We start from the raw sequence: 25926 nt of genomic DNA, 5'->3' as shown, positions 1-25926 counted from the left end.
GGCTGCCCGGACGCACCTGCCCAGACTTCGCGGTCTTACTCGGCCCCCGCCGCATACTCTTGCGAAGAAGTGACGATCCGGGGAGGCGGACATGACCGGAGCAAGGGACGCGTACCACGACGGCGTGGTCGGCGACAGCTATCCGGCCGGGGCCGGGTGGGTGGTCGCCGCGCGCGGGGAGCTGGACCAGGACACGCTGGCCCCGCTCGAAGCGGCGCTCGACGCCGCCGCGGACCGGTCCCGGCTGGTGGTGCTGGACGCCGGAGCCGTCACCTTCGGCGACTCGTCGTTCCTGAACCTGCTGCTGCGGCTGCACCACCTCACCACCCTGCGCATCGCCGCCCCCGGGGACCAGCTGCGCCGTGTCTTCGCCCTGACGGGCGCCGATACCGTCCTCTCCCTGTACCCGACGGTCGAAGACGCCCTCGAAGGCTCATGACCGGTGCTCATGACCGGTATGCCTCGGCGGAACCCCCGGGACGCGGGGATACCTTCCGGGGCATGCGCACTCATGACATCGTCATCGTCGGGGCGGGCTCCGGCAACGCCGTCGTCGACGAGCGGTTCTCCCACCTGGACGTCGCCATCGTCGACGAAGGGCCCTTCGGCGGCACCTGTCTGAACCGGGGGTGCATCCCGAGCAAGATGCTGGTGCACACGGCGGACACCGCCGAAGGTGTCCGCGAAGCCGGCCGCTTCGGTGTGGATGCGGCGCTGCACGGCGTGCGCTGGGCCGACGTCCGGGACCGGGTCTTCGGGCGGGTGGACCGGGAGGCCGCCGAGGGCGAGGAGGACCGGCGCCGATCCCCGTACGTCCACGTCTACAAGGGACAGGCCCGCTTCACCGCGGACCGGACCCTCCTGGTCGAGACCGGGGACGGCACCGTGACGATCCGCGGCGAACAGGTCGTCCTCGCCGCCGGCAGCCGCCCCGCCGTGCCCGCACCGGTGGCGGAATCCGGACTCCCCTTCGAGACCTCCGACACGGTCATGCGCCTGGACAGCCCGCCCCGGCGCCTGGCGGTCCTGGGCGGCGGCTATATCGCGGCCGAGATCGCACATGTCTTCCACGCCGCCGGCAGCAGCGTCACGGTCATCGAGCAGGAGGACACGCTGCTCGCCGACCAGGACGAGGACGTCGCCGCCGCCTACACGGAGATCGCCGCCGACCGGTACGAGGTGCGCACGGGAGCGGCGCTGACCCGCGTCGAGGGCACGCCCGGGCGGTTGCGCCTGGTACTCGACGAGGGCACCACCGTGGCGGCGGACACCCTGCTGGTCGCCGTGGGCCGCACCCCCAACAGCGACCGCATCCGTGCCGGCCGGGCCGGGATCGCCCTGCACGACGACGGGCGGGTGGTGGTGGACGGCTGCCAGCGGACCACCGCTCCCGGGGTCTTCGCCCTCGGCGACGTGTGCTCGCCCTACCCGCTCAAGCATGTGGCGAACCGGGAGGCGGAGGTGGTGGCGCACAACCTTCTGCACGCCGACGATCCGGTCCGGGCCGGCCACGAGGCGGTCCCCGCGGCGGTGTTCACCCGCCCTCAGATCGCCCGGGTCGGCAGGACCGAGCGGGAGTGCCGGGAGGAGGGGCTCGACTACGCGGTGGCGGTGCGCCGGTTCGCGGACACCGGGTACGGATGGGCGCTGGAGGACACCACCGGCTTCTGCAAGGTGCTCGCGGACCGCGGCACCGGCCTGCTGCTGGGCGCCCACATCCTGGGGCCGCAGGCCGCCACCCTGATCCAGCCGCTGGTGGTGGCCATGAGCATGGGGATCGGGGCCGCCGCCCTGGCACGGACTCCGTACTGGATCCATCCTGCGCCCACCGAAGCGGTCTCGAACGCGCTGCTCGACCTCGACCTCGGCTCCTCGGGCCGCTGACCGGCGACGGTCCACCTCCACCGCCGGGGGCTGTTCGGACGCAGTCGGGGGCGGATGCGGGGGTGGTGGTGCGGTGCCGGGTAGGCGTCGGGCATGAACACACGTGACTTCGACACCTCCGCATCGTCCCGGTGGCTGACGGCGCTGGACCGGATGGAGAGGACCACGGCCGTGGATCCGGCCATCCGGGTGCTTCAGCGGGGAATCCGCTCGCTGCCCCTGGGCGGGGTGCGCGACCTGCTGCGGGGCGGGCCGTTGGGCCATCCGCTGCATCCCGTCCTGGTGCAGGTACCGGTCGGCTGCTGGCTGTCGGCCGCCGTCGTGGACGTCGCCGTACCGGGGGCGCGGCGGGCGGCGACGACGCTCACGGCCGTCGGACTGGCCGGGGTGGCTCCGGCAGCGGTCGCCGGCTGGGCCGACTGGGCGGAGCTGCCGCCCGGGCAGGCGCGGGTCGGACTGGCGCACGCGCTCGCGAGCGTGACCTCGGTCGCCTGCTACGCGGGATCCCTGACGGCGCGGCTCCGCGGTCGTACGGCGAAGGGCAGGCTCTGGGCGCTGGGCGGGCTGGCCGCGGTCGCCATGGCGGGTGCACTGGGCGGGCATGTGGCGTACCGGACGACCGCTTCGCCTCCGGAAACCCCGACGACGTGAGTCGTGAATGACGGGCCGGGGGCGGGGCAGGCGGGGTGGGGACGGCAGGCAGCCCGCCGCCGTCCTCGCTACCTGAGGAGTTGTTCTCGCGTGACTGAGGAAGTGTGGAATTACACGTCGACCTCGGGCCACCTGGCCGGTACCGACCTCATCGGATACAAGGTCGAGGCCATCGACGGCAGCATCGGCAAGGTGGACAAGCACTCCGACCAGGTCGATGACGCCTACCTGGTCGTGGACACCGGAGTGTGGATCTTCGGCAAGGAGGTCCTCCTCCCGGCGAGCATGGTGATCCGGATCGACCCGGAGCACGAGAAGGTCTTCGTCGACCGGACCAAGGAGCAGATCAAGAACGCTCCCGAGTTCCACCGCGACAAGCACCTCGGCGATGCCGACTACCGTCATCAGCTGGGCAGGTACTACGGCCCTGACATGCCGTTCGGCGGCCGGCCCGTGTGACACCTGCGACGCGGACGCAGGGCCCCGAACCCGACGGGTTCGGGGCCCTGCCGCGCTGCCGCCGGCGTTCAGCCGGCGCTGCGGGTGCCGGGCGGGTCCTGGGGGTCGACGCCGGTGGAGGCGGAGGCGTCCCTGGTTCCGCTGGGCCTACGGGAGCGGCCCTTGGGGCCCGTGTCGTGCATGCCCTGCTCGTCACCGCCGGCCTTGCTCTGGTCCTCGCCCCTGCGGCCCGTGCTCTTCACGGGCTTGCCGTGCGGCTCTCCGGCTTCCTCCTTGGCGACCTTGCGGCCGGGGCCCCTTTCCGGGGCGTACTGGTCGGGGTGGAAGGAGCGGTGCGCGCTCGGATTGTCCTGCTGACGGGTCTCGTCGACGTCGGGGGACCAGCCGTGCTGTTTGGTGCCCTTGTGCCGGCTGGGACCTTCGCCGTGCGGGGGCTGCGATGACTTCGGGTGCTTGGCCATGGTGTGGCCTGCCTGCCTTTCCTGGACGGGGAATGCCCCCCGTCCTCAGCGTAGGCGCGTCGGGCGGTGTCAGCGTGCCGTGGGCCACCGCTGCGCCACCTGGCCCAAGAGCCGCGCGCGGCGTCGGTTGTGCAGGTCAGCCTGGAAGTCCTCGTACGGAATGACTCGGAGGACAAGTGGCTGGTCTGGGTGGGTGGCTGGGCCGCGTGAAGAAGGGTGTCGCGGGGTTCGGCGAGCGCCGGGCGCGGCTCCGGGCCCAGCGGGATGCGGAGGAGTCCGAGGACGCCGGGACGGCGGCTGCGGGGCCGCTGCCCGCGGAGGCGCGCGGCGGTGACCGTCCCGGAGCGCGGGACGCCGCCACTGCCGTGCCCTGGGGGGTGCGGGTGGCGGCGGAGGCCGGCTGGCGGTTCGTGGTGCTCGCCGCCACCGTCTGGGTGCTGATGCGGGTCATCGGGTCGGTCCGGCTGGTGGTGCTCGCCTTTGTGGTCGCGCTCCTGGTCACCGCACTGCTCCAGCCGACGGTCGCCCGGCTGCACCGCGGCGGACTGTCCCGGGGCGCGGCCACCGCCCTCACTGCGACCTGCGGATTCGTGCTGCTCGGACTGGTCGGATGGTTTGTGGTCTGGCAGGTTCTCGACAACCTCGGGAATCTTTCCGAACGGGTCCAGGAAGGCATCGACGAACTCAAGCAATGGCTGATCGACAGCCCGCTCCATGTCACCGAGAAACAGATCAACGACATTGCCGACAGCCTGACCGACACCATCGGCGCCAGCACGAGCGAGATCACCTCCACCGGCCTGCAGGGCGTGACCGTGCTGGTGGAAGTGATCACCGGGCTGCTGCTGGCCATGTTCGCCACCCTCTTCCTCCTCTACGACGGCCGGCGCATCTGGCAGTGGACCCTCAAACTGGTCCCCGCAGCGGCCCGTCCCGGGGTCGGCGGCGCCGGCCCGCGCGCCTGGCGGACGCTCACCGCCTATGTGCGCGGCACGATGATCGTCGCGCTGATCGACGCGGTCTTCATCGGCGTCGGCATCTACTTCCTGGGTGTACCGCTCGCCGTCCCCATCGCTGTGGTGATCTTCCTGGCCTCCTTCGTCCCCCTGGTCGGTGCGGTCGTCTCCGGAGCCCTTGCGGTCGTCGTCGCGCTGGTCACCGAGGGGGTCTTCACCGCGCTGATGGCCCTGGTGGTCGTCCTTGTGGTGCAGCAGATCGAAGGGCACGTACTCCAGCCGTTCATCCTGGGCCGGGCCGTGCGGGTCCACCCGCTCGCCGTCGTGCTGGCCGTGGCCACCGGCGGCACCATTGCGGGGATCGGCGGGGCCGTCGTGGCGGTCCCGCTCGTCGCCGTGGCCAACACCGTGGTTGCGTACCTCCGCGCCCACCCCACCGGGAGCGTCCCCGCCGCGCCATCCCCGGCTCCGCTGCGGCCTCCGCCGGCTCCTGTTCCGCCTCCGCCGCCGGTTCCCCCGCCGCCCGAGGAGGACGGCACGGACCGGTGAGTGGGTGCGTCCGCCCGGTCAGGGGCGGAAGCGCAGCGGGTGGTCCGCCGGGACCTCCACGACGGCGATGCGGACGCCGTCGGGGTCGGCGATCCACATCTCGATCAGCCCCCACGGCTCGCGCAGGGGCGGCCTCAGCACCTCGGCACCCCGGTCGCGCAGTTCCCCGTACGCCTCCTGCACGTCCGCGACCTGGAGCCACAGGCTCAGCCCGGGCGCCGGCGGTGCCTCGGCGCGCCCCGACACCTCCAGGAACCCGCCGCCGAGGAAGTAGACCGTGCCGCGCTCGGGACCGGTACCGAACTCGCGGTAGACGGCGAGCCCGAGGACGTCGCCGTAGAAGGCGCGCGAGCGCTCGGGGTCCGTGGGGCGCAACAGAACCCTGCTGCCCAGTACGTGCACCATGCCCCCAGCCTCCCATCCGCCGGTGCCCCGGCGCGGGCTGCCGCGCGCGGGCGGGGAGGTGCGGGAACCTGGGCACCTCGGCGGGTCGGCGGCGGGAGAGGAGCTCCGGTTGCAGTGGTGGGTGACGGGTCTGGGCGCCGCCATGGTGCTGCTGATCCTGCGGGACGTGTTCCACACCTTGTGGCATCCGACGGCTCACGGCGGGCTGAGCCGCCTGGTCATGACGGCGATCTGGCGGCTCTCGTCCGCCCTCGGTCCGCGGTGGGGGCTGCCGGGCCTCGCCGGACCGCTCGCCCTGGTGTCGGTCGTCGCCCTGTGGGTGCTGACGGTGGTTGCGGGCTGGGCGCTGATCTACTGGCCGCACATGCCCGAGGGCTTCGGCTACGCCGCCGGCCTCCGGCCCGCCGACCACGGCGGGTTGCCCGACGCCGTGTACGTCTCGCTGGTCACCCTCTCCACCCTCGGCCTCGGTGACATCGCGCCCACCGAGGGCTGGCTGCGCGTGGTCGCTCCCCTGGAAGGCCTGGTCGGCTTCGCGCTCCTGACGGCCACCGTCTCGTGGATCCTCGGCATCTATCCCGCGCTGGCGCGCCGCCGCGCCCTGGCACTGCGGCTGTCGCAGCTCTCCCGTACCCACCCCGCGGCGGAGCAGCTCGACTCCCCGGCCGGGGCGGCCCTCCTGCTCGACCTGGCCGCCGGTCTCGCGGTCCTCGCCGTCGACTTCCTCCAGTACGCGGAGTCCTACTACTTCCACGACGGCGACGACCGCACTTCCCTCGCCCGCCACATCGGATATGCCGTGGGCGCCGCCGACCGGGCCGCGGGTGCCCGGCACCCCGATGTCCGGGCCGCCGGTGCCGTCCTGCGTACCGCGCTGGAGGATCTGGCCGAGGTCGTGGACCGGCGTTTCCTGCACACGCACGGGCCGACCCGGCAGGTGCTGGAGGCCTTTGCTGACGACCACGGCCGGCGGGGCTCGTGAACGGCGGCGGTGGGCCGTCGGGGGAGCGGGGTGCGGAGTGTGCGGTTCAGCGGGTCAGGCCTCGGCGGGCTGCTGGACGGCGGCACGGAAGGCCGCCATACAGGGGGCGCAGTAGCGTTCTGCGGCCTCCGGGTCGGCGGCGGGGATGTGATCGCGGGGGAGGCGGATGCCGCACAGGGTCCCGGACGGGGCCGTCTTCGCCAGGACGTGCCAGAGCAGCCCGCACCGACCGGTCAGGAGTTCAGGGCGCATCTCGTACACGGTGGGTCCCCTCTGCGCTCGGCAGCACGGTCGGGTGGCGATCCGCCACCCGCACTCCATGAGAGCCACGCGGCGCCGGATACGGCCATCGGGGGTGGGCCGACCGGTGGAATCACGCTTCCCGCAGGTTTAAGGAGTGTCCGGCCGGTTTCCGGGCGGCTCGGATGCTGCCGGCGGGTGCTGACCTGGCCCTTGGGGGTTGTCGGCGAGCGGAGTGGGGGACAGTGCGGTGGCTTCCTCGCCGGGTTCGAGGAGGGTGTCGGCCGCTCCGATGATCAGGGGATCGGGCCTGCCGACCGCCTCGGGGTCCTTGCTGGCGTAGTCGACGCGGGTGAGGAGGTGGCGGATGGCCTCCAGCCGGCCGCGCCGCTTGTCGTTGGTCCTCACCACGGTCCACGGGGCCTCGACCGTGTCCGTCGCACGGAACATGGCGACCTTGGCCTCCGTGTACGCGTCCCACAGGTCGAGCGAGGCGATGTCGGTGGGGGAGAGCTTCCACTGGCGCACCGGGTCGACCTGTCTGATCGCGAACCGGGTGCGCTGCTCGGCCCGGGAGACGGAGAACCAGAACTTCACCAGGAGGATGCCGTCCTGGACCAGCATCCGCTCGAACTGCGGGCACTGGGTCAGGAACAGTTCGTACTGCTCGGTGGTGCAGAACCCCATGACCTTCTCCACGCCGGCCCGGTTGTACCAGGACCGGTCGAAGAAGACGATCTCACCCGGGCCGGGCAGGTGCGGGACATAGCGCTGGAAGTACCACTGCCCGGCTTCCTGGGCGGTCGGCTTGTCCAGGGCCACGACCCGGGCGCCCCGCGGGTTGAGGCGTTCGGTGAAGCGCTGGATGGTGCCGCCCTTGCCCGCGGCGTCACGGCCCTCGCAGATCACGATCAGACGTCCGCCGGTGGCCTTGATCCATCGTTGCAGTTTCAGCAATTCGATCTGCAAGATCCGCTTGGTGCGCTCGTATTGCCTGCGGGGCACCTTGCGGGGATAGGGATAGTTGTCCCGCCAGGTACGGATCGGGCTGCCCTGGCCGTCCAGCAGTACCGGCTGCTCGGGCCGTCTGCTGTCCACGCTCAGACCTGCGAGCAGGTCTTCCTCCTCGCTCACGTCCGGCTCCTGCCCAGCAGGCGGCCCCCGCACGCCCGTGCCGGGGCGTCGGCTCCGTCATCCGGTGCCGACGGCCCCGGCACGCGCGCCGGCGTGCTCAGACCGGTGTCATCGGACCGGTGTCAGGAGCCCTGCTCCGTCAGGATCGCCGGGTCCGACAGGCCGGCCGCGCCCGTCTCGACCTTGCCCGCGAAGCGGCGCAGGAAGTCCGGGGCCCCGGATGCGGTGACGGTCACGTCGTACCAGCGCTTGGTGTTCTTCAGCGGGACGCTGTGGGTTACGGTGGCGCCCTTGGCGACCGTGAGGCGCTTCGGGCCGCCGCCGTAGGCGTTCACCACCGTGAGCGTGGCGGTCGACGCTCCGGCGTTGGTGAGGGTGAGGTCCAGGTTGCCGGTGGTGGCGTTGTGGCGGGCGGTGACCTCGGGGCCGGGGGTGGTGCCCGGGTTGCGGAAGCCGCGCAGGAAGCCGTTGGGGCCGTGCACGGTCAGATCGGTGACCCCGGCCGAGTAGCGGGTGTTCCAGGCGTCCGCGATCGACTTGCCGGCCTCGGTGGTGTAGGTCCAGGGGGCGTCGGTGCGGTTGCCGGAGGTGACGTAGAACTGCGCGCCCAGGTCCGGGCCGCCGCTGAAGGTCAGGCGGAACTTGCCCTCCGAGACCAGCGCCGTGCCGTCCACGTACGGGGCGTACTTCAGCGCACGGGTGGGACGCAGGCCCCTCTCCTGGCGCGGCATGGTGCCCACGGCCGGCGGGGTGGCCGGGAAGTCGGGGTGGCGCTCGCGGTCCTGCGGCTCCCAGGCACCGGTGTCGGGCAGCTCGACGGTCGCGGTGTCCTTGCGGGCGAAGTCGAAGGCGGAGGTGAGGTCACCGCAGACGGCCCGGCGCCAGGGCGAGATGTTGGGCTCCTGCACGCCGAACCGCTTCTCCATGAAGCGGATGACGGAGGTGTGGTCGAAGGTCTCGGAGCAGGAGTAGCCGCCGGTGCTCCACGGGGAGACCACGAGCATCGGCACGCGCGGGCCCAGCCCGTACGGGCCGGCGACGTAGCCCGGCTTGCCGGGGAAGACGTCCAGGGCGGTGGGCGTGGTCGACAGGCCCTGGTTGGCGTTGGCCGGGGCGTACGGCGGGACGAGGTGGTCGAAGAAACCGTCGTTCTCGTCGTAGGTGATGAACAGGGCGGTACGGGCCCACACGTCGGGGTTGGAGGTGAGCGCGTCCAGCACCTGCGAGATGTACCAGGCGCCGTAGTTCGAGGGCCAGTTGGAGTGCTCGCTGAAGGCCTCGGGGGCCGCGATCCAGGAGACCTGGGGCAGGGTGCCAGCGGCGACGTCGGCGCGCAGCCGGTCGAAGTAGCCCTCGCCCGCCTTGGCGTTCGTGCCGGTGCGGGCCTTCTCGAACAGCACGTCACCGGGCTTGGCGTTGCGGTAGTTGTTGAAGTAGAGGAGGGAGTTGTCGCCGTAGTTGCCGCGGTAGGCGTCGTTGATCCAGCCCCAGGAGCCGGCGGCGTCGAGGCCGTCGCCGATGTCCTGGTAGACCTTCCAGGAGATCCCCGCCTCCTCCAGGCGCTCGGGGTAGGTGGTCCAGCCGTAGCCGAGTTCGGCGTTGTTGAGGACCGGGCCGCCGCCCTTGCCGTCGTTGCCGGTGTAACCCGACCAGAGGTAGTAGCGGTTGGGGTCGGTGGAGCCGATGACTGAGCAGTGGTAGGCGTCGCAGATGGTGAACGCGTCCGCGAGGGCGTAGTGGAACGGGATGTCGTCCCGCGTCAGGTAGGCCATCGTCGCGGGCGTCTTGGCAGGCACCCAGTTGTCGTACTTGCCCTTGTTGAAGGCGCTCTGGCCGCCCGCCCAGTCGTGGTTGAGGCCCTGGAGGAACTCCATGCCGAGGTCCTCGGACGGGGGCCGGAAGGGCAGCGTCTCCTTGCCGGCGTTGTCGGCCTGGTGCCAGACGGACTTGCCGCTGGGCAGGGTCACCGGCCGGGGGTCGCCGAAGCCGCGGACGCCGCGCAGTGCGCCGTAGTAGTGGTCGAAGGAACGGTTCTCCTGCATCAGGACCACGATGTGCTCGACATCGGCGATGGTGCCGGTGGTCCCCTGCGCGGGGATGGCGGCGGCTCGCGCGATGCTGTCGTTGAGCATCGTCAGGGCGGCGGCGCCGCCGGCGAGCTGCAGGAAGCGGCGGCGGTTGAGTTCTGCCATGGGGGTTCGACCTCTGCGGTTGAGGGGTTCTTGAGCGCCCCCAGCAGAACGCGCCCGGGGTACCGGACAGGGAGCCTCGCGTGAAGGCGGCGGATACGCCAGGCGAACGGCAGACGGATTCCGGCACAGTTCGGCCACTCGGCTGCCAGTCGCCTGCCGCGGGCGGACTGCGGCCGGGTCGTGACCGGGCCGTGGCGCGTGACACTGGGCAGTCATCTTCCCTTTGCACAGGGGACGTTCAAGACACCCCCCAGGGCCTTACCATGCGCGTGCGAGGCGCGTGCAGCGCGCACAGCGGGGCGTCAGGGGGAGGCGCGATGGCCGCACGACCGTACGACCGCACACCCGGACCGCGCGGGATACCCGAAGACCTGCCGGACCACGCCGGGCGCGGGCTGCCGGGCGGGGTCGAGCTGTACCACCTCGGGCCGGACGGCTCCATCGTGCTGGCCGACCGGGAGGGGTCCCGGGAGCTCGGCCCGGAGCGGGACTTCCTGCGGTTCATCGACGACGGGCAGTTCGCCCACTATCTCGTGGGCGACGCCGGCACCTCGCCGGAACGCCCCTCGAACGCCACCGTCAAACTCGGGGTGGTGGGCCCACGCAGCGCCTTCACCCCGCATGCGCACGGAGGCGAGCACTTCGTCCTCAGCCTCGGCCACGCCGCCTGCGGTCTCTACGACCCCGACCGCGGACGCGTCGCCGAAGTCCCGCTCGTACCGGGCATGCTGATCCGGATCCCGGAGATGATGCCGCACTCCTTCGCCAACCGGGGGGACACCCCGCTGACCATCCTCGCCGCCAACACCGGATACGGGATCGACCACGAGGACTACGCGATCACCGCGGCCGAAGCCGAACACCGGGCCGCCCTGAGCGCCGGGCGGCCCGGCCGGGCGGGGCCGCGCACCGCCCCCAGGGGCCTCCCGGAGGGCGCCGCCCCGAGAGCCGCCACCGCCGCCGCCATCGCTGCCGGCACCGCCTCCTACTACCGCGACCTCGCCGCCGCCCTGCGCGACATCGAGCGCGCCCAGCAGGACCACGGCGTCGCCGGCACCACCGTCCGCGAACGGCTGGCCGCATGGCTGCGCCGGGCGGCGACCGCCCTGGAGGTCCGCCGGTGATCTGCCCCCACTGCGAACGCAACCTGCTCCGCAAGGAACGCAGGGGCAACATCTGCAGCAACTGCAAGCGCCGCTACGCGCTGGACCCCAAGACCAACCCCCTGCGCCTGAACGACCTCCGGGTACGCCGGATCACCGCAGTGCTGACCGACGGCGGCCGGATCGAGATCACCCCCGGCCAGCTGTGGTACGCACTCGCGCGCAAGCGGATCAAGGAAGGCGAGTTCGCGCCCGGATGCGCGGGCGGGGGCTTCTTCGGCGCCGGCCTCGTCTGCCTCTGGGCCGTCCTCGGCGGGCTGCCGTTCCTGCTGTTCTTCTCCGGAGTCCTGCTGGCCACCGGGCTCGGCATCCTGATCGCCCGGCAGCTGGGAGCCGGCCGCGGCATCCCGCCCATGACCCGCGGGGCCTTCCGTACCCAGGCCCTCGCCGAGTGGCTGCGGGTGTACGGGAGCCTGCCGCCCGGCGTGGTCGACGACACCGGCCACCCCTGGCCCCCGTGGCCGGCCGACGCGGCCCCGCCGAACGCCGTGCTGATCTGCCCCGACCCCTCCATCGCCGCCTTCCTCACCGCCGACGGCCTGCCCGGCCGGCACGGCATCGCCCTCGTCCCGAGCCCCGGGCACCTCCCGGCCCTGCTGCCCGCCCTGCCGCCGCACGGCCCGGTCCTGCTGCTCCACGACGCCGACGCGTACGGCGCACTGCTCCTGCGGGAACTCCGCGCGTCCCTCCCCGGCCGCCCGGTGCTCCCCGCCGGACCGCCGCTGCGCACCCTCCGCGGCCTGCCCAACGCCGTCGCCTGCCGCGACCCGGCACACAAGCCGACGGCAGCGGACCTGGCCCGGCTCACCGGCCTCGGCGAGTTCACCGAGGACGAGCTGAAGTGGCTGGCACAGGGCTGGCGGTACCCGCTCGTCGGGGTCCCACCCGTCCGGCTGCTCACCGCGCTCGACCGGCTCGCCGAACGGGCCGGCCGGATCGTCGACGCCGAACGGCGCCACGCCGCCGAGGTGGGCTTTATGACCTGGCCCGGGGCGGCAGCGGCCGGGGACGGCCCGCACCCGGCGGGAGGTGTGCGGTGATCTGCCCGAACTGCTCGACCCAGCTGAAGCGCCGGCAGCGCACGGGCCAGAAGTGCTCCCACTGCCACCGCCGCTTCGCCCTCGACCCCAAGCTGCACGGCCGCGGCATGCACGACCTGCGGATCCGCCGCTGCGTGGACTCCCTCACCGACGGCGGCCGGCTCACGGTGACCATCACCCAGCTCTGGTACCGCTCCCGTACGAGTACCCACACCTGGCGGGCGCGCGAGGCGCACGGGGTCCGGCACTGGATCCGGCGGCTGGTGACCCTGCCGGTCTGCGCCGGGCTCCTGGTCTGCTGGGCCCTCACCCATGGCCTGCTCGCCTTCCTCTCCGCAGCCGCCGCGGTCGCCGTCCTCATCGCCGCGCCCCAGTGCTTCCCGTACTACCCGGCCCGTCCCGCGGGCTCGTCCGTCAGTCCCAGTGAGTGGCACTTCCGGCGGCTGATGACCGGCCAGTGGCAGCCGGCGTACGGGGGACTGCCACCGGGCGTGGTGGACGACGCGGGGACCGCCGCCCCCGGGAACGCCGCGCCGAAGCCGCGCCGCCCCAGAGCCGTGATCCTGTGCACCGACCACGCCGTCGCGGTGTTCCTCGCGGCCAACGAGATCCCCGGGCGCCTGCAGGCGGTCCTGGTGGAGGCGGACCCCGGCGCCGCCCATGACGCCCTCGTGGACCTCCCCGGCCGGCTGCCGGTCGTGGTGCTGCACGACGCGAGCGCCTTGGGCGCGCTGCTGGCCCCGCTCCTGCGCATCGCCCATCCGGACCGGGCCGTGGTGGACGCCGGGCTGCCGGTGGCCGCGGTCCGGCACCGCAGCGGTGTCGTCCACTGCGTCTCGACCGTCCGGACCCCGGCCGTGGCGGAACTGCGGTCCGTGGCACGCCTGTCCGAGGAGGACGCCGCCTGGCTCGCCGACGGGTTCTGGAGCCCGATCGCGGCCGTGCCGCCGCCCCGGCTGGCCGCCCTGGTCGAGACGGCGGTGGAACGGGCCGTGGCCATGGCCGCGGCGGCCGGACGCCCCGGCTCCGCCCCGGAGTACGGCTTCCTGAGCTGGCCGGACATCCCCGGGACGAAAGGCACCCCCACCCCATGAGCACGCGTACCAGCAGGGCCGGCGCCCTCGGCGACCGGCTGACCGGCCTGGCCATCGGTGTGGCCGCCGCCCGTGCGGCCGAACCCGGCGGCCTGTGGTTCACGGAGCGCCAGCTCTACTACGAGACCTGCCGGGTCCTCAGCCCCACCGCGCCGCTGCTGCGCCGCCTGCCCGGCACCCCGGCACCGGGGGTGCGCCTGCCCTCGTTCACCCGGGCCCTGGACGCGCGCGGCCGGGACACCGTACCGGGCCTGCTGCCGGCCGCGCGGCCCCCGGCGGGCCCCGTGCCGGAGCGTCGGCCTTCCGAACCCGACCTGTACGACTACGGGTTGCCCCGCCTGCTGCTCTGCCAGGACCGCTCGATCGCCGCGATGCTGCTCGCCAACCACGTCCACCTGGAGGCCGCCTGCCCCGTTCTCGCGGTTCCGGACGCAACTCCGCTGCCCCGGCACCTCCTCGCCGCCCTGGAAAGGGCGGACGGTGCCATCGTGCACGTCCTGCACGATGCGAGCCCCGCGGGGGTGGCCCTCCCGGCCCGGGTCCGGGCCGCGCTCGGCCCCGCCGCCGGGGTACGGGTCGGCTCCCTGGGGCTGGTACCGCGGCACGCCGGCGCCCTGCGGCTGCCCTCGGGACGCGGCCCGGCCCCCGCTCCGGCGGCATGGGCCGACCGGCCCGCCGGGCTGCGGGCGCGCGAGACCGCCTGGCTGGCGCGGGGCCGGTTCGCCGAAGTGGCCGCCGTACCGCCGGCCCGGCTCATCCGGACGGTACTGCGCCTGACCCGGGGCCCACGACCGCCCCGCGACTCCCTGTGGGGCGACCTGAGCGGTCTGCGCACCGCCGGCTTCATGACCTGGCCCGCCGCGTGACCGGCCCCCGTGACCCCTTCCACACACCCGAGGTGCGCACACGATGATCCGGCCCCAAGAGATCGGCTACGCGGACGAACTCCTCGCCGACGGCACGGTCCACCGCAGGTACGAGGACGGCCTGGAGGAGTGGCGCAGCCGCAGCCCCGGCCACCCCCACCTGGTGCGCTGGCACGACAACCGGGGCGGCTCGGGGACCGATGAGCTGCTCGGCGACCGCGTCATCAAGCGCACCCTCGCCGACGGCACCGCCACCTACGCCCGCGACATCGGCTACGGCCGCACGGTCTGGGCGCGCGGAGAACGCCTCACCGTCAACCGGAGCTCCTTCGGCGGCCGGATGGGAGTGCTGCTCGCCGGCCTGGGGGTGGCGAGCCTCGCCATCACGGCCGCGCACCTGCCGCCGCTGAGCATGACCGCCGCAGAGGAAGAGGCCCTGCGCCGCCAGCAGGAGCAGGCCCAGGCCGCGTCCTCGTCCTCCGGTGGGGACAGCGGCGGCGGTGACCCCGGCGCCGCGGACTCCGGCGACGACAGCTGGGAAGCGGGCTGGGACGGCGACGCGGAGGCCTGGACCGACGACGACTTCGGCTGAGCGGGCCAACGCCGGCCGCGGACCGCTGCGCGGCCCACGCGGGCCATGCAGGCCTTGCGGGCGACGCGGGCCGTGCGGGCCGTGCGGGCCGTGCCGGCCTCGCGGTTACGCGGGCCTTGCGGGCCACGTCGGCCGTGCAGGTCACGTGGGCTATGCGGGCCGTGCGGGCCTCGCGGTTACGCGGGCCACGTCGGCCATGCGGGCCACGTGGGCCATGCGGGCCACGTCGGCCATGCGGACGACGTGGGCCGTGCCGGCCTCGCGGTTACGCGGGCCTTGCGGGCCACGCCGGCCATGCAGGTCACGTGGGCCATGCGGGTCACGCGGGCCGTGCAGGACACGAGGGACAACCGAGAGGAGCAACATGGCACGCTTCTGCGTCTGTCTGGCCGACACCACCGGGCAGGCCCGCGCCCATCTGGACGCGATGGGTGTCGCCACCGGACCGGGCCGCGCCCCGGACGTACCGGGCGCGGGACTGGGCCTGGTCACCGGCGAACCGGGGCGTGCCACCGGCCCGTTCACGGCACTCGGACGGACCGCGGTCGGCGAGACCACCCTCCACAACCGCCCGGTGCTGTTCGCCGCACTCCGGGCCCGGGCCGCCGCCCCGCCACCGCCCCCCGACTGCCCCGACGGCGAACTCCTCCTCCACTGCTGGGCCCTGCTCGGCGAAGCCGGCGTGGCGCTCGCCGAAGGGATGTTCGCGCTGGCCGTGTTCGACGGCCCCGACCTGGTCCTGATCCGCGACCACGTCGGCGCCCGCACCCTCTACTACGCGCGGGCCGACGGCGCCTGGGCCGCCGCCACCTCACTGCGGGCGCTGCGCCGCTGGCCGGCACTCGGTACGGCCGTGAACCTGTCGGCGGTCCGCTCCTTCCTCACCTTCGCCTATCTGCCCGGCGAGGAGACCCTGCTCACCGGGGTCCGCGAGGTGCTGCCCGGCCGGGTCCTGCGGCTGGCCCGGGACGGCCGGGTGACCGAAACCGTCCACTGGGAGCCCCGGGAAGACGTCGAAGACCCCGCACCCTCCGACCCGACCGCCCATGTCCTGGCCCTGCGCGCCCTGTTGGAACAGGCCACGGCCATCCGGCTGCCCGGGGCCGAGCCGGCCGCGGTGCTGCTGTCCGGCGGTATCGACAGCTCCCTCGTCACCGCCCTGGCGGCGAAACTGCACGGCCACCCCGTCCACACGTACTCGATCAGCTTCGGCGACGACCTGCCGAACGAGCTGGGCTACTCCGGCCTGGTGGCCTCCCACTGCCACACCCGGCACCGCGTCCTGAACGTCTCCGGGGCGGCGGTGGCGGCGCGGCTCGCCGAAGCCGCGGCGCTGCTGGACAGCCCGGTGGGGGACCCGCTGACGGTGCCGAACCTGATGCTGGCCGAGGCCGTCGCCGCGGACGGCGCCTCCGTGGTCCTCAACGGCGAGGGCGGCGACCCCGTCTTCGGCGGGCCCAAGAACCTCCCCATGCTGGTGCAGGAGATGCACCGGACGCCCGGCGCGCCCTGGGACGAGGACCGGGCGACCGCGTACCTGCGCTCGTACCGCAAGTGCTGGACGGACCTCCCGGCCCTGCTGACGGCACCCGTGCTCGACGCAACCCGGAACGCCCCGCGCCTGGAGCGGCACGTGGAGCCGTACCTGCTCGCGGAGGCCGACGGCGGCGGCCCGTACGCCATGACGCACCTCCTCAACCGGCTGCTCCACTGCAACCTGCGGACCAAGGGAGCGCACCACATCCTGACGAAGGTGGAACGCCTGACCTCCTCCCAGGGCGTGGAGGGCCGCTCCCCGCTCTTCGACCGGTCGGTCGTCGACCACGCCTTCGCCACGCCGCCGGGGTACAAGCTCCGCGGCACGGCCGAGAAGTGGATCCTCAAGGAGGCCGTACGGGACCTGCTCCCGGGCACGGTGGTCGACCGCCCGAAGAGCGGGATGAGGGTACCCGTCCAGCAGTGGCTGACCGGTCCGCTGCGCGATCTCGGCCGCGAACTCCTCCTCGGCCACCGGTCCTGGCAACGCGGCCTGTTCCGCCCGGACACCATCAGGACCTGGCTGAAGGGCGAGGGCACGCTGCTGCCCCGGCAGGGCGGCAAGCTCTGGCTGGTCCTGACGCTGGAGCTGTGGCTGAGGTCGTACGAGGTATGAGGCGAGAAGCCTCGGGCAAGAGGAACGAAAGGAACCCATGACCACGGAACCCACCCGGCTCATCGACCCCCGGACCGGGCGGACGCGCGGCACCGCACCGCTCTCCCGGGAGCGGGAGGTGTCCGAGGCCGTGGCCGCGGCCCGCGCCGCCCTCCCCGGCTGGAGCGCTCTGACACCGAAGGACCGGGGCCGCCGGCTGGACCGTCTCGCGGCCCTGATCGAGGAGCACGCGACGGAGTACGCGGCCCGGGAGCAGGCCGGCACCGGCAAGCCCGGGACGGAGACGGCGGGCGAGATCGAGCAGGTGGCCGACCTGTTCCGGTTCTACGCGACCGCCGCCCGCACCCGGACCGCCCCGGCCTCGGGACACCTGGTGGCGGGCCACGAGAGCTGGGTCCGCTGGGAGCCGATCGGCGTGGTCGGGGTGATCGTGCCGTGGAACTATCCGCTGCTGATGGCCGCCTGGCGCTGCGCCCCGGCCCTCGCGGCGGGCAACACGGTGGTGGCGAAACCCGCCGAGACCACCCCCGACAGCCTCCGGCTGCTCGCGGAACACGCGGCGCAGGTCCTGGGCCCCGGCGTGCTCGGATACCTCCCGGGGGACCGGCACACCGGCCGGCTGCTCGTGGAGTCCGCGGTGGACATGGTCGCGTTCACCGGCAGCGGCCGGGCCGGAGCCGATGTCGCGGCGCGGGCGGGAACCCGCCGGGTCAGCCTGGAACTCGGCGGCAACGCACCGGCGATCGTCCTCCCGGACAGCCCCGCCGACACCTGTGCCCGCCTCGCGGAGGCCGCCACGTACAACGCCGGCCAGAGCTGCGCGGCCCCGGCGAGGGTGATCACCCTCGCCGGAAACTACGAGGCCACCGTCGCCGGACTGGCGGCGGCGCTGGGCGCCCGGCTCGCCGGCCGGGACTTCGGACCGCTGAACAATCCGGACCAGGCGGAGCGCTACGACCGGCTGGTCGCCTCCTCCGGGGCGAAGCGCAACCTCGCGGCCGGCATCGCCCCGGAGGCCCGGGGGCTGCCGGGGCACTGGCGTCCGGCCCGCCTGCTGGCGGACCTCCCGTACGACGACCCGTCGGTCACCGAGGAGGTCTTCGGGCCGCTCCTCACCGTCCAGCAGGCGGAGAGCACGGAGGCGGCCCTGGCCCTGGCGAACGGCGTCCCGCAGGCGCTCGCGGCGAGCGTGTGGACCACCGGCCTGGAAGCCGGCCTCGACCTGGTCGCCCGGCTGAACGCGGGCGAGGCGTGGCTCAACTGCCATCTGGTGCAGACGGCGGAACTCCCGCACGGAGGCCGGGGTACCTCCGGGCACGGCACCGACCTGAGCGTCCTGGCGCTGCACGAGTACCAGCGGCCGAAGACGGTGACCGTACGACGGACCCGCTGAGCCGGGTGCGGGCGGCAGACCGGGCCGCGGTCAGAAGATGCGCTGGCCCGGCGTGAGGATGCCATCGGGGTCGTAGCGGTGCCGCGCGGCCGAGAACTCCTCCCAGAAGGCGCCGAAGTGGTGCTCCCAGTCGGCCCGGGTGAGCGGGACCGACCCGATCGGGTACCAGCGCCCGCCCGCCTCGACCGTGGCGTCGTACTGGCTGCGGTTCGCGGCCACCATCGACTCCGCGGAGTCCGCCCCGGGGGAGGCGGTCTTGAGGAGGGAGAAGAGGTAGGCGAGTTCTTCGTCCGGCATGACCGGAAGCGGGGTCGTGCACTTGGCGGTGGGGATGGGGTACAGCAGGATGACCGCGCTCAGGCCGATCGCGTCGGGCTTGAGGTTCGCGAGGGTCTCCGTGACCACGGCGTCCACCGAGGAGGCGGGGAGCAGGCTGTCGTACCAGGGGTGGGGCCGCTGCCACTCGCCGATGGTCTTCAGCTGCTCCATCGACGGCGCGATCCGGTTGAGGAAGTCGAAGTACGGCACGTCCCGGACCTCGACCGAGGTGTGCTCCAGGTCGCCGATGAGCCGGGCGTCGTCGGCGGCCGTCGCATCGTAGGCAGCGGCCTCCATCACATACGTCCAGGCCCCCGGGGAGGGCGACACGACCTCGCCGATGAGGTAGTCGAAGCGTCCCTCCCCGACCAGAGCGGCCTGCTGTGCGCTGAGCGCGGCCACGCTCGGGCAGGTCAGCGAGTAGAACCGTACGGAGCGGGGGGCGGGGACCAGCGGGATGGTGGCGCGGGTGATCAGCGCGCACTGCCCGAGGCCGCCGAGGGCGGCCCGGAACAGGTCGGGGCGCAGGGTGGGCGAGCAGGTCGCCAGCTCGCCCTCGCCGGTGACGACCTGGAGTTCGAGCACATTGGCGGCCTGGGTGCCGTAGTGGCCGATCTGCCCGCCCAGTCCTCCGGCCGACAGCGTGCCGCCTATGGACAGTTCCAGGTAGTCGGTGAAGGCGGGTGGCGTGAGGTCCAGCGGCAGGGTCGCCTTGACCAGGGCGCTCCACAGCGCCCCGCCCTGGACCGCGGCGGTGGTGCCGTCGATCTCGATGGAGTTCAGGGTGCCGAGGTCGATCACGAGCCCGTCGGCCACCTGGGCCTGCCCGTGGGTGGAGTGCCCCTGGCCCCGCGCGGCCACCTTCAGGCCGCGCTCGCGGCAGTACCGGACCATCGCGGCGACGTCCTCGGCCGAGCCGGGCCTGAGGACCGCGGCGGGCAGCCGGTGCACGAGCCGGCCGAAGTCGCCGGCCGCCGCTTCGAGGGCGGCCTGGTCGAAGCACAGCTCCCCGTCCAGCGCAGGCACGGCGTCGAAGGAACGGTCAGGGCGGTGGGAAGAACTCACGCCGGCTCCAGTCGGTTCACGGAGGGACTACGGACACACGTCCTGCGCATTGTCGTGCACAGGGCACACAAACCACCAAGTGGAGGCTGCGCGGTTCGCCGACAGCGCCGGGGGTACGCGCCAGAGGCGGGGGCCGCGCGTTGCGACAGGCGCGAAGCGGAACGGCCGCCAAGGAGGCGTCATGAGGGCACTGACCTGGCACGGCAGACGCGATGTCCGTGTGGACACCGTGCCCGATCCCGCGATCCGAGACGCCGATGACGTGATCATCAAGGTCACGACCACCGGTCTGTGTGGTTCCGACCTGCACCTCTACGAACTCCTGGGCGCCTTCCTCGACCCCGGCGACATCCTGGGGCACGAGCCCATGGGCACCGTCGAGGAGGTGGGCCCGGAGGTCACCGTCCTGAAGCCCGGCGACCGGGTGGTGATCCCCTTCAATATTTCGTGCGGCGCCTGCTTCATGTGTGACCGGGGCCTCCAGTCGCAGTGCGAAACGACCCAGGTCCACGAGCACGGCACCGGAGCCGCACTCTTCGGCTACACCAAGCTCTACGGTCAGGTGCCGGGCGGTCAGGCCCAGTACCTGCGGGTGCCGTTCGGCAACACCCTCCCCATCCGGGTCCCGGCCGGGCCGTCCGACGAGCGCTTCGTCTACCTGTCCGACGTCCTGCCCACGGCATGGCAGGCCATCGAGTACGCGGCCGTTCCGCCGGGCGGCAGCGTCGTCGTCCTGGGCCTCGGACCCATCGGGGACATGAGCACGCGCATCGCCGCCCAGCGTGGCGCCGGCACGGTCATCGGCGTCGACCTCGTCCCCGAGCGGCTCGAGCGCGCCGACCGGCGCGGCATCGAGGTCCTGGACCTCCGGGCGTGCAGCGGCGACGACCTGACGGACGCGGTGCGCGCACTCACCGGAGGCCGCGGCCCGGACGCCGTCGTGGACGCGGTCGGGATGGAAGCCCACGGCAGCCGTATCGCCGCTGCCGCCCAGGGCATGACCACCCTGTTGCCGGACGCGCTCGCAGCTGCCCTGATGAAGCGCGCCGGGATCGACCGGCTCTCCGCCCTCCACACCGCCATCGACCTCGTCCGCAGGGGCGGCACCGTTTCCGTGTCCGGGGTGTACGGCGGGGCGGCGGATCCGCTGCCCCTGCTGACGATGTTCGACAAACAGCTGCATCTGCGCATGGGCCAGGCCAACGTCCGGCGCTGGGTCGACGACATCCTTCCGCTGCTCGTCGACGGGGACCCCCTCGGAGTGGACGGCTTTGCCACGCACCGGCTGCCGCTCGAACGGGCACCGGACGCCTACGAGATGTTCCAGAAGAAGCGTGACGGCGCCGTCAAGATCCTCTTCACCCCGTGACCGCTCCGCGGGAGGTTATTCGCCCTCCCGCGCTCCCTGGGAGGTTAGGTCGGTTTTCTGCGGGTATCAGGCATCCCCCGGGACAGAGACGGGAGGGCGGGAAGATGTCGCAATGCAAGGTTCCCGACTATCGGACCGGCCGGAAAGGGCGGCACTGGACGCACGCACTGCGCAGCGCGCAGAAGGCAGGTGCGGTGATCGTCACCGATGACACCGGCGAGCCGGTGGCCTATACCTTTGACCACACCGGACCACTGCGCTTCCGGCCCTGGGTGACTCGGACGGGCACCCACTACGACAGCCACGATGTGCACCCCGAATGGTGAGGTTTGGGGCCGGCCGATCGCGGTTAGGCGCGCCCCATGGTGCACATCGGGTACACGATGATGACCGAGCAGGCCGGCCCCCGTGAGCTGGTGACCCATGTGGTCGGAGCGGAGAAGGCGGGATTCGACTTCTCCGTCATCTCCGACCACTCGTTCCCCTGGCTCGACTCCCAGGGCCACGCGCCCTACGCCTGGAGCGTTCTGGGCGCGGCTGCGCAGGCGACCTTCCGCATCCCGCTCATGACGTACGTGACCTGCCCGACCTTCCGCTACCACCCGGCGGTGGTCGCACAGAAGGCGGTGACCCTGCAGATCCTGTCCGGGGGCCGGTTCCGGCTGGGGCTCGGCTCGGGCGAGAACCTGAACGAGCACATCGTCGCCGCCGGCTGGCCCGCGGCGCACATACGCCTGGAAATGCTGGAGGAAGCCGTGGACATCATCCGGCGGATGTTCACCGGCCGGTACGTGAGCCACCATGGCGTCCACTTCGACGTCGAGAACGCCCGGCTCTGGGATCTCCCCGACGAGCCGCCCCCGATCGGCATCGCCGTCTCCGGGCCCCGGTCCTGCGCGATCGCAGGCCGGCACGGCGATCTCGTGATCGCCACGGAACCCAGGCAGGAACTCCTCCGGCAGTTCGACGACCACGGCGGCACCGGCAAACCACGCATCGGCCAGCTCCCCGTCTGCTACGACACCGACCGTGACGCGGCGGTGGCCCGGGCCCACGACCAGTTCCGCTGGGCGCTCGGCGGCTGGCGGGTCAACGCCGAGCTCCCCGGGCCGGCCGGCTTCCACCAGGCTTCCGAGCACACCCGCCCCGAAGACGTCGCCGGAGCCATCCCCTGCGGCAACGACGTGGACGCGTTCGTCGAGGCCGTACGTCCGTACGCAGAAGCGGGATTCACCGAGGTCGCCCTCGTCCAGATCGGGGGCGACCGGCAGGAGCCGTTCCTGGCCTGGGCCGAGGCCACGCTGCTCCCCGCCCTGCGTCACCTGTGACCCGGCCGTCCGCCGCTTGTCTGCTCACTCCAGTGCGGTCGCGGCCACGGTCAGGTCGGCGACCAGCCCCGCGAAGGCGGATTCCCGGTCGTCCGCCCGGAGGACCGCTGACGGATGGACCGTCGCCAGCAGCCGGCCGTGCCCCGCGCCCCCGTCCCCGCCCCCGTCCCCGTTCCCGTCGGGCAGGGCCGGCATCGGCAGCAGCACCCCGCGCCGCTCGCCCACCCGGAACGAGGAGCCGAGCAGCGCCTTCCCGGCCGTACCCCCCAGCACCACCAGGACGTCGGGGTCGACCAGCCGCAGCTCCGCCTCGAGCCAGGGCCGGCAGGCGGCCATCTCCCGCAGACTCGGTGTTTTGTGGATCCGGCGCTTGCCGCGCGGGGCCGCCACGAACTTGAAGTGCTTGACGACGTTGGTCACGTAGGCGTCCTCGTCCCCCAGCCCCGCCTCGTCGAGCGCCCTGCGCAGCAGCTGTCCCGCCGGGCCCACGAACGGCTCGCCCTGCCGGTCCTCCTGGTCGCCCGGCTGCTCGCCGACGAGCATCAGCCGCGCGCGAGACGGTCCCCGGCCGAAGACCGTCTGGGTCGCGTCCCGGAACAGCGGGCAGCCCCGGCAGCCGGCCGCCGCCCGCCGCAGACCCGCCAGGCCGCCGCGCGAGGGCAGATATGGGGTCGCGTCGTACTCCTGTCCGACGGCCCCTGCCTCGGCGCCCGTGCCCGCGTCCGTCCCCGTGCCCATCGCCACCGCCTCCCAGCCGTCGGCTCGTCCACGGCGTCTGCCCCGCGATCACGGACCCCAAGCGGACAGGCCGCAGGTTCGCCGTACGTGGGATGCTCGAAGCATGAACAGCGATTCGGTGCTGTCCGGCGAGCCCGGATGCCCCGAGGTCGAGGCCGTACAGCGGATCCTGGACGTGCTGCCGGCGTCGGTGGTCCTGCTGACGCCCCTGCGCGACCGGGACGGGGAGGTCGAGGACTACCGCATCGAGGCGGCCTCCCCGGTGGCGGTGGACGTGGCCGGGCGCACCGGCAAGGAGCTCGTCGGCCGGCGGGTCCTGGAGACCTATCCGACGGTGGCCGGCACCGCGCTCTGGTCCGGCTATCTCGACGCGCTGACCACGGGAACGCGCTTCGAGAGCGAATCCTTCACCTACCGGGAAGTGCTCCCCGCAGTGCCCGCGGAATCCGTCTACTCGGTCCGCGCCGCCCGCCTCGGCGGGCGCCTGATCGTGTCCTGGCTGCGGCTGGACACCGACGACCGCGAAGCGCGCCGGCTCGCCGACATGCAGCGGCTGGGCAACCTCGGCTGGGCGGGCTGGGACCTGGTCGCGCCCGCCGCCACCTGGTCCGACCAGGTCTACGCGATCTTCGGCCGGGACCCGGCCGAAGGGCCGATGAGCCTGGAGGAGCTGCCCCGGCAGGTGCTCCCCGGGGACACCGCTGCCCTCGCCGCCGCCGTCCGGCGCCTCCTGAGCGAGGGCGGGGCCATCGACCAGCCCTTCCGCATCATGGCCGGTGACGCGGCCCGGTACCTGCGGATCGTCGCCGAGGCCCGTACCGACGCGGACGGCACACCCGTGGAGGTGCACGGCTTCTTCCAGGACCTCACCGCCCAGCGCGACGTCGAGGTCGCCCTGCGCGACAGTGAGCGGGCTGTCCTCCTCCAGCGGGGCATGCTGGAGGCCGAGCGGACCCTCGCCGCCCGGCTCCAGAACGCACTGCTGCCGATCCCCGAGCAGTCCCTGGAGCTGGCCGGCCTGTGCGTCGACGTCGCCTACGTCCCGTCCGACAGCGGCCTCAACGTCGGCGGTGACTGGTACAGCGCCATCGAACTGCCCGACGGAAGCGCCCTCTTCGTGGTCGGAGACGTCGCCGGACACGGTCTGGACGCCGTCGCCACCATGGCCCAACTGCGGTTCAGCGCCAAGGGCATGGCGATCACGGGCTCGCCGCTGCCGGACGTACTGGACGGGCTCAACACCCTGCTGCTCCACACCGCCCAGGGCGCATCGGGCGCCACCGCCACCGTGGTCATGGCTCGGTACCAGCCCTGGAACCATCAGCTGACCTGGGTGCGGGCCGGCCACCTGCCGCCTCTCCTGATCCGCGACGGTGCGGCCCGGTTCCTGCCGCTCCCGGAGGGCGGTCTCCTCGGTGCGTCCAGCCGGGCCGGCCACGCTCCCGCAGTCCTGGACCTGCGGCCCGGGGACCATCTCGTGCTGTACACCGACGGCCTCGTGGAGGAACCGGGGGAGGACATGGACCTCGGGCTGGCCCGGCTGGCCGAGGCGGCGCTGCGGCTCGTGGAGACGGAGTCCACGGTCAACCTGGCCCACCGCCTGGCCGCGACGCGGCAGGACCGGCGGGACGACGTCTGCGTCCTGGTCCTGAACGTTCCGGCGGAGCCCGTGCCGGGCCCGGAGGGCGACGGCCCCTGCGAAGCGGTCTGACGGGGGCTGACGGGTCTGACGGGGTCCGACGGCTGCGTGGTTCTGCCGTTCCGGGGTAGGCGGGGGATTATGGGCGGGGGCGAGCGAGGGAGTCCTGTCATGCAGGGTATGGAGCACAAGCGCCAGGAACCGGGGAAGGGCCGTGAGGAGCAGATCAGCGACCACCCCGGCCCGGACCCGGTGCACCCCGAGGCCAGCAGGCCGGTCCCGGGCAAGAGCCCGGAGGAGCTCAGGAGGCGGCAGGAGCGGCAGATGACGCACGAGCACGACGAGCCCGAGGAAACGGCCTGACGGCCGTACCGCCCGCGGCGAAGGAGAAGGCCATGGCCCCCGAAGGACCCGCCGGAACCGCCGGATGCCGACTGCTGGTGGTACGCCATGCGAAGGCCGTGCCCAAGGACGCGGCGGAGGACTTCGAGCGAGGCCTGAGCGAGCGCGGACGGGCCGATGCACCGGAGGCGGGCCGCTGGCTGGCGGACACGGGCCTCGGGGCCGATCTGGTGCTCTGCTCCCCGGCCCGCAGAACGCGGCAGACCTGGCAGCTGATCGCTCCGGTCCTGCCGGACCCGCCGCCCGCCGTGTACGACGACAGGCTCTACAACGCGGCCCCCAGCACCCTGGTCAGCGTGCTGGGGGAGCGGGGAGCGGATCTCGGCCGCCTGATGCTGGTCGGCCACAACGCGGGCATCCACGAACTGGCCTCGGCACTGTGCGGGTCCGGCCCGCAGGAGCTGCTGGACCGGCTGAGGGACGGGCTGCCGACCTCGGGCGTCGTGGTGGTGGACCTGCCGGGCGGGTGGCAGGACCTGACCCCCGGCGAAGGCCGCTTCACGGCTCTCTGGTCACCGGCCCGTTGACAGCCGCTGAGACCCGCTGTGGTGTCAGTCGCCCGCGGGTCCCGTCCACCGCTGGCGGTTCTTACGGGGCTCATCGGGGTTCTGCGGCCGGTCCAGCCGGCTCGCCTCGTCCGTGTCCTGAGCCCGGGTGCCTCCGGGCACCGGGCGCTCCCCGAGCTCTCCGCGCCTGCTCGCGTGCGGCCTGCGCCGCTCCGCGTCGTCACCGCCCTCGTGCAGCGGCACACCACCCGCGCCACCTTGGTCGTCCATGACCCCTCCTTCCGCTACGCCCCCATGCCGGGCGCGTGCCCGGCGCCCGGCCCGGCAAACACCCCCGCTCAGCGCTGG

General features: G+C 73.2%; 27 protein-coding genes. 19 read left to right on the top strand and 8 right to left on the bottom strand.

Annotated features, from left to right (window positions below; translation table 11 throughout):
* The first annotated feature begins 91 nt into the window (after positions 1-91).
* The 4 genes from DEJ50_RS02900 (at position 92) to DEJ50_RS02885 (ending at position 2994) form a co-directional block, all read left to right on the top strand.
* Positions 92-439, top strand: coding sequence for an STAS domain-containing protein (locus DEJ50_RS02900; protein WP_150205831.1), 348 nt, complete (start codon positions 92-94; stop codon positions 437-439).
* 62 nt (positions 440-501) lie between these two features.
* Positions 502-1884 carry a mycothione reductase gene (locus tag DEJ50_RS02895; RefSeq protein ID WP_150205830.1) on the top strand — a complete coding sequence of 461 codons (1383 nt, stop codon included), beginning with the start codon at positions 502-504 and terminating at the stop codon, positions 1882-1884.
* Positions 1885-1977: 93 nt separating this feature from the next.
* Entirely contained in the window at positions 1978-2535 is a 558-nt protein-coding gene (locus DEJ50_RS02890; RefSeq protein ID WP_150205829.1) for a DUF2231 domain-containing protein, read from the top strand.
* 90 nt (positions 2536-2625) lie between these two features.
* Positions 2626-2994 (top strand): PRC-barrel domain-containing protein, encoded by a 369-nt coding sequence (locus DEJ50_RS02885; RefSeq protein WP_150205828.1) that lies wholly within the window; start codon positions 2626-2628, stop codon positions 2992-2994.
* Between the two features lie 68 nt (positions 2995-3062).
* Here the strand turns inward: DEJ50_RS02885 and DEJ50_RS02880 are convergent, their stop codons facing one another.
* Entirely contained in the window at positions 3063-3455 is a 393-nt protein-coding gene (locus DEJ50_RS02880) for a hypothetical protein (protein ID WP_150205827.1), read from the bottom strand.
* Positions 3456-3631: 176 nt separating this feature from the next.
* Here DEJ50_RS02880 and DEJ50_RS02875 point away from each other — a divergent pair, with 176 nt between their 5' ends.
* A complete protein-coding gene (locus DEJ50_RS02875; protein ID WP_150205826.1) occupies positions 3632-4960 on the top strand; it encodes an AI-2E family transporter in 1329 nt (442 codons plus the stop codon).
* Between the two features lie 18 nt (positions 4961-4978).
* Here the strand turns inward: DEJ50_RS02875 and DEJ50_RS02870 are convergent, their stop codons facing one another.
* Entirely contained in the window at positions 4979-5365 is a 387-nt protein-coding gene (locus DEJ50_RS02870) for a VOC family protein (RefSeq protein ID WP_150205825.1), read from the bottom strand.
* Between DEJ50_RS02870 and DEJ50_RS02865 the strand changes: the two genes are divergently transcribed.
* Positions 5364-6347: a potassium channel family protein gene (locus DEJ50_RS02865; RefSeq protein ID WP_317852516.1), complete on the top strand. Its 984-nt coding sequence runs from the start codon at positions 5364-5366 to the stop codon at positions 6345-6347. The genes DEJ50_RS02870 and DEJ50_RS02865 overlap by 2 nt on opposite strands.
* Before the next feature lie 54 nt (positions 6348-6401).
* Here the strand turns inward: DEJ50_RS02865 and DEJ50_RS02860 are convergent, their stop codons facing one another.
* From DEJ50_RS02860 to DEJ50_RS02850, 3 genes are all read right to left on the bottom strand, one after another.
* On the bottom strand, positions 6402-6599 hold the full coding sequence (locus DEJ50_RS02860) for a hypothetical protein (protein WP_150205824.1): 198 nt from the start codon (positions 6597-6599) through the stop codon (positions 6402-6404).
* A gap of 138 nt (positions 6600-6737) precedes the next feature.
* Complete coding sequence (gene ppk2 / locus DEJ50_RS02855) at positions 6738-7721, bottom strand: polyphosphate kinase 2 (RefSeq protein WP_190344236.1); 984 nt, start codon at positions 7719-7721, stop codon at positions 6738-6740.
* A gap of 122 nt (positions 7722-7843) precedes the next feature.
* The gene (locus DEJ50_RS02850; protein WP_150205822.1) at positions 7844-9913 is read right to left on the bottom strand and encodes a phosphocholine-specific phospholipase C; all 2070 of its coding nucleotides are present in this window, start codon (positions 9911-9913) and stop codon (positions 7844-7846) included.
* A gap of 317 nt (positions 9914-10230) precedes the next feature.
* Here DEJ50_RS02850 and DEJ50_RS02845 point away from each other — a divergent pair, with 317 nt between their 5' ends.
* The 7 genes from DEJ50_RS02845 (at position 10231) to DEJ50_RS02815 (ending at position 18213) form a co-directional block, all read left to right on the top strand.
* Positions 10231-11037 (top strand): cupin domain-containing protein, encoded by an 807-nt coding sequence (locus DEJ50_RS02845; RefSeq protein WP_150205821.1) that lies wholly within the window; start codon positions 10231-10233, stop codon positions 11035-11037.
* Complete coding sequence (locus DEJ50_RS02840; protein ID WP_150205820.1) at positions 11034-12116, top strand: hypothetical protein; 1083 nt, start codon at positions 11034-11036, stop codon at positions 12114-12116. Before DEJ50_RS02845 ends, DEJ50_RS02840 begins: the two co-directional genes overlap by 4 nt.
* Complete coding sequence (locus DEJ50_RS02835) at positions 12113-13210, top strand: hypothetical protein (RefSeq protein WP_150205819.1); 1098 nt, start codon at positions 12113-12115, stop codon at positions 13208-13210. Before DEJ50_RS02840 ends, DEJ50_RS02835 begins: the two co-directional genes overlap by 4 nt.
* Positions 13207-14076, top strand: coding sequence for a hypothetical protein (locus DEJ50_RS02830; protein ID WP_150205818.1), 870 nt, complete (start codon positions 13207-13209; stop codon positions 14074-14076). The genes DEJ50_RS02835 and DEJ50_RS02830 overlap by 4 nt, the downstream gene beginning before the upstream one ends.
* Positions 14077-14119: 43 nt before the next feature.
* Positions 14120-14668 carry a hypothetical protein gene (locus tag DEJ50_RS02825; RefSeq protein WP_150205817.1) on the top strand — a complete coding sequence of 183 codons (549 nt, stop codon included), beginning with the start codon at positions 14120-14122 and terminating at the stop codon, positions 14666-14668.
* 364 nt (positions 14669-15032) lie between these two features.
* Positions 15033-16820, top strand: coding sequence for an asparagine synthetase B family protein (locus DEJ50_RS02820; protein ID WP_150205816.1), 1788 nt, complete (start codon positions 15033-15035; stop codon positions 16818-16820).
* A gap of 37 nt (positions 16821-16857) precedes the next feature.
* Positions 16858-18213: an aldehyde dehydrogenase family protein gene (locus tag DEJ50_RS02815; RefSeq protein WP_150205815.1), complete on the top strand. Its 1356-nt coding sequence runs from the start codon at positions 16858-16860 to the stop codon at positions 18211-18213.
* A 30-nt stretch (positions 18214-18243) separates the two neighbouring features.
* Here DEJ50_RS02815 and DEJ50_RS02810 read toward each other — a convergent pair whose 3' ends face one another.
* Positions 18244-19596 (bottom strand): FAD-binding protein, encoded by a 1353-nt coding sequence (locus DEJ50_RS02810; RefSeq protein WP_223837555.1) that lies wholly within the window; start codon positions 19594-19596, stop codon positions 18244-18246.
* A 181-nt stretch (positions 19597-19777) separates the two neighbouring features.
* On the opposite strand from DEJ50_RS02810, the gene DEJ50_RS02805 reads away from it, so the two are divergent.
* From DEJ50_RS02805 to DEJ50_RS02795, 3 genes are all read left to right on the top strand, one after another.
* Entirely contained in the window at positions 19778-20965 is a 1188-nt protein-coding gene (locus DEJ50_RS02805; RefSeq protein ID WP_150205814.1) for a zinc-dependent alcohol dehydrogenase, read from the top strand.
* A gap of 104 nt (positions 20966-21069) precedes the next feature.
* Positions 21070-21291 (top strand): hypothetical protein, encoded by a 222-nt coding sequence (locus DEJ50_RS02800; RefSeq protein WP_150205813.1) that lies wholly within the window; start codon positions 21070-21072, stop codon positions 21289-21291.
* 36 nt (positions 21292-21327) lie between these two features.
* Complete coding sequence (locus DEJ50_RS02795) at positions 21328-22293, top strand: LLM class F420-dependent oxidoreductase (RefSeq protein WP_150205812.1); 966 nt, start codon at positions 21328-21330, stop codon at positions 22291-22293.
* 24 nt (positions 22294-22317) lie between these two features.
* Here DEJ50_RS02795 and DEJ50_RS02790 read toward each other — a convergent pair whose 3' ends face one another.
* On the bottom strand, positions 22318-23031 hold the full coding sequence (locus DEJ50_RS02790; RefSeq protein ID WP_150205811.1) for a UdgX family uracil-DNA binding protein: 714 nt from the start codon (positions 23029-23031) through the stop codon (positions 22318-22320).
* Positions 23032-23134: 103 nt separating this feature from the next.
* On the opposite strand from DEJ50_RS02790, the gene DEJ50_RS02785 reads away from it, so the two are divergent.
* The 3 genes from DEJ50_RS02785 to DEJ50_RS02775 all read left to right on the top strand — a co-directional run bounded on the left by DEJ50_RS02785 (position 23135) and on the right by DEJ50_RS02775 (position 25599).
* The gene (locus DEJ50_RS02785; protein ID WP_150205810.1) at positions 23135-24742 is read left to right on the top strand and encodes a PP2C family protein-serine/threonine phosphatase; all 1608 of its coding nucleotides are present in this window, start codon (positions 23135-23137) and stop codon (positions 24740-24742) included.
* 99 nt (positions 24743-24841) lie between these two features.
* On the top strand, positions 24842-25033 hold the full coding sequence (locus tag DEJ50_RS02780; RefSeq protein WP_223837554.1) for a hypothetical protein: 192 nt from the start codon (positions 24842-24844) through the stop codon (positions 25031-25033).
* A gap of 32 nt (positions 25034-25065) precedes the next feature.
* Positions 25066-25599, top strand: coding sequence for a SixA phosphatase family protein (locus DEJ50_RS02775; protein WP_150205808.1), 534 nt, complete (start codon positions 25066-25068; stop codon positions 25597-25599).
* A 24-nt stretch (positions 25600-25623) separates the two neighbouring features.
* Here the strand turns inward: DEJ50_RS02775 and DEJ50_RS02770 are convergent, their stop codons facing one another.
* A complete protein-coding gene (locus DEJ50_RS02770; RefSeq protein WP_150205807.1) occupies positions 25624-25848 on the bottom strand; it encodes a hypothetical protein in 225 nt (74 codons plus the stop codon).
* Positions 25849-25926: the final 78 nt, after the last annotated feature.

The sequence above is a fragment of the Streptomyces venezuelae genome, from assembly GCF_008642295.1.
GTDB lineage: Bacteria > Actinomycetota > Actinomycetes > Streptomycetales > Streptomycetaceae > Streptomyces > Streptomyces venezuelae_C.
Note: the sequence above shows the minus strand (reverse complement) of the source record. Positions and strands in the feature narration are given on the sequence as shown.

Bases quoted from the DNA above. Each gene is read 5' to 3' on its own strand.
- DEJ50_RS02845 (WP_150205821.1), top strand. From the start codon at position 10,231: ATGGCCGCACGACCGTACGACCGCACACCCGGACCGCGCGGGATACCC.
- DEJ50_RS02890 (WP_150205829.1), top strand. From the start codon at position 1,978: ATGAACACACGTGACTTCGACACCTCCGCATCGTCCCGGTGGCTGACG.
- DEJ50_RS02865 (WP_317852516.1), top strand. From the start codon at position 5,364: ATGCCCCCAGCCTCCCATCCGCCGGTGCCCCGGCGCGGGCTGCCGCGC.
- DEJ50_RS02775 (WP_150205808.1), top strand. From the start codon at position 25,066: ATGGCCCCCGAAGGACCCGCCGGAACCGCCGGATGCCGACTGCTGGTG.
- DEJ50_RS02900 (WP_150205831.1), top strand. From the start codon at position 92: ATGACCGGAGCAAGGGACGCGTACCACGACGGCGTGGTCGGCGACAGC.
- DEJ50_RS02805 (WP_150205814.1), top strand. From the start codon at position 19,778: ATGAGGGCACTGACCTGGCACGGCAGACGCGATGTCCGTGTGGACACC.
- DEJ50_RS02795 (WP_150205812.1), top strand. From the start codon at position 21,328: ATGGTGCACATCGGGTACACGATGATGACCGAGCAGGCCGGCCCCCGT.
- DEJ50_RS02770 (WP_150205807.1), bottom strand. From the start codon at position 25,848: ATGGACGACCAAGGTGGCGCGGGTGGTGTGCCGCTGCACGAGGGCGGT.
- DEJ50_RS02850 (WP_150205822.1), bottom strand. From the start codon at position 9,913: ATGGCAGAACTCAACCGCCGCCGCTTCCTGCAGCTCGCCGGCGGCGCC.
- DEJ50_RS02895 (WP_150205830.1), top strand. From the start codon at position 502: ATGCGCACTCATGACATCGTCATCGTCGGGGCGGGCTCCGGCAACGCC.
- DEJ50_RS02780 (WP_223837554.1), top strand. From the start codon at position 24,842: ATGCAGGGTATGGAGCACAAGCGCCAGGAACCGGGGAAGGGCCGTGAG.
- DEJ50_RS02880 (WP_150205827.1), bottom strand. From the start codon at position 3,455: ATGGCCAAGCACCCGAAGTCATCGCAGCCCCCGCACGGCGAAGGTCCC.
- DEJ50_RS02830 (WP_150205818.1), top strand. From the start codon at position 13,207: ATGAGCACGCGTACCAGCAGGGCCGGCGCCCTCGGCGACCGGCTGACC.
- DEJ50_RS02800 (WP_150205813.1), top strand. From the start codon at position 21,070: ATGTCGCAATGCAAGGTTCCCGACTATCGGACCGGCCGGAAAGGGCGG.
- DEJ50_RS02785 (WP_150205810.1), top strand. From the start codon at position 23,135: ATGAACAGCGATTCGGTGCTGTCCGGCGAGCCCGGATGCCCCGAGGTC.
- DEJ50_RS02815 (WP_150205815.1), top strand. From the start codon at position 16,858: ATGACCACGGAACCCACCCGGCTCATCGACCCCCGGACCGGGCGGACG.
- DEJ50_RS02860 (WP_150205824.1), bottom strand. From the start codon at position 6,599: ATGCGCCCTGAACTCCTGACCGGTCGGTGCGGGCTGCTCTGGCACGTC.
- DEJ50_RS02820 (WP_150205816.1), top strand. From the start codon at position 15,033: ATGGCACGCTTCTGCGTCTGTCTGGCCGACACCACCGGGCAGGCCCGC.
- DEJ50_RS02790 (WP_150205811.1), bottom strand. From the start codon at position 23,031: ATGGGCACGGGGACGGACGCGGGCACGGGCGCCGAGGCAGGGGCCGTC.
- DEJ50_RS02825 (WP_150205817.1), top strand. From the start codon at position 14,120: ATGATCCGGCCCCAAGAGATCGGCTACGCGGACGAACTCCTCGCCGAC.
- DEJ50_RS02870 (WP_150205825.1), bottom strand. From the start codon at position 5,365: ATGGTGCACGTACTGGGCAGCAGGGTTCTGTTGCGCCCCACGGACCCC.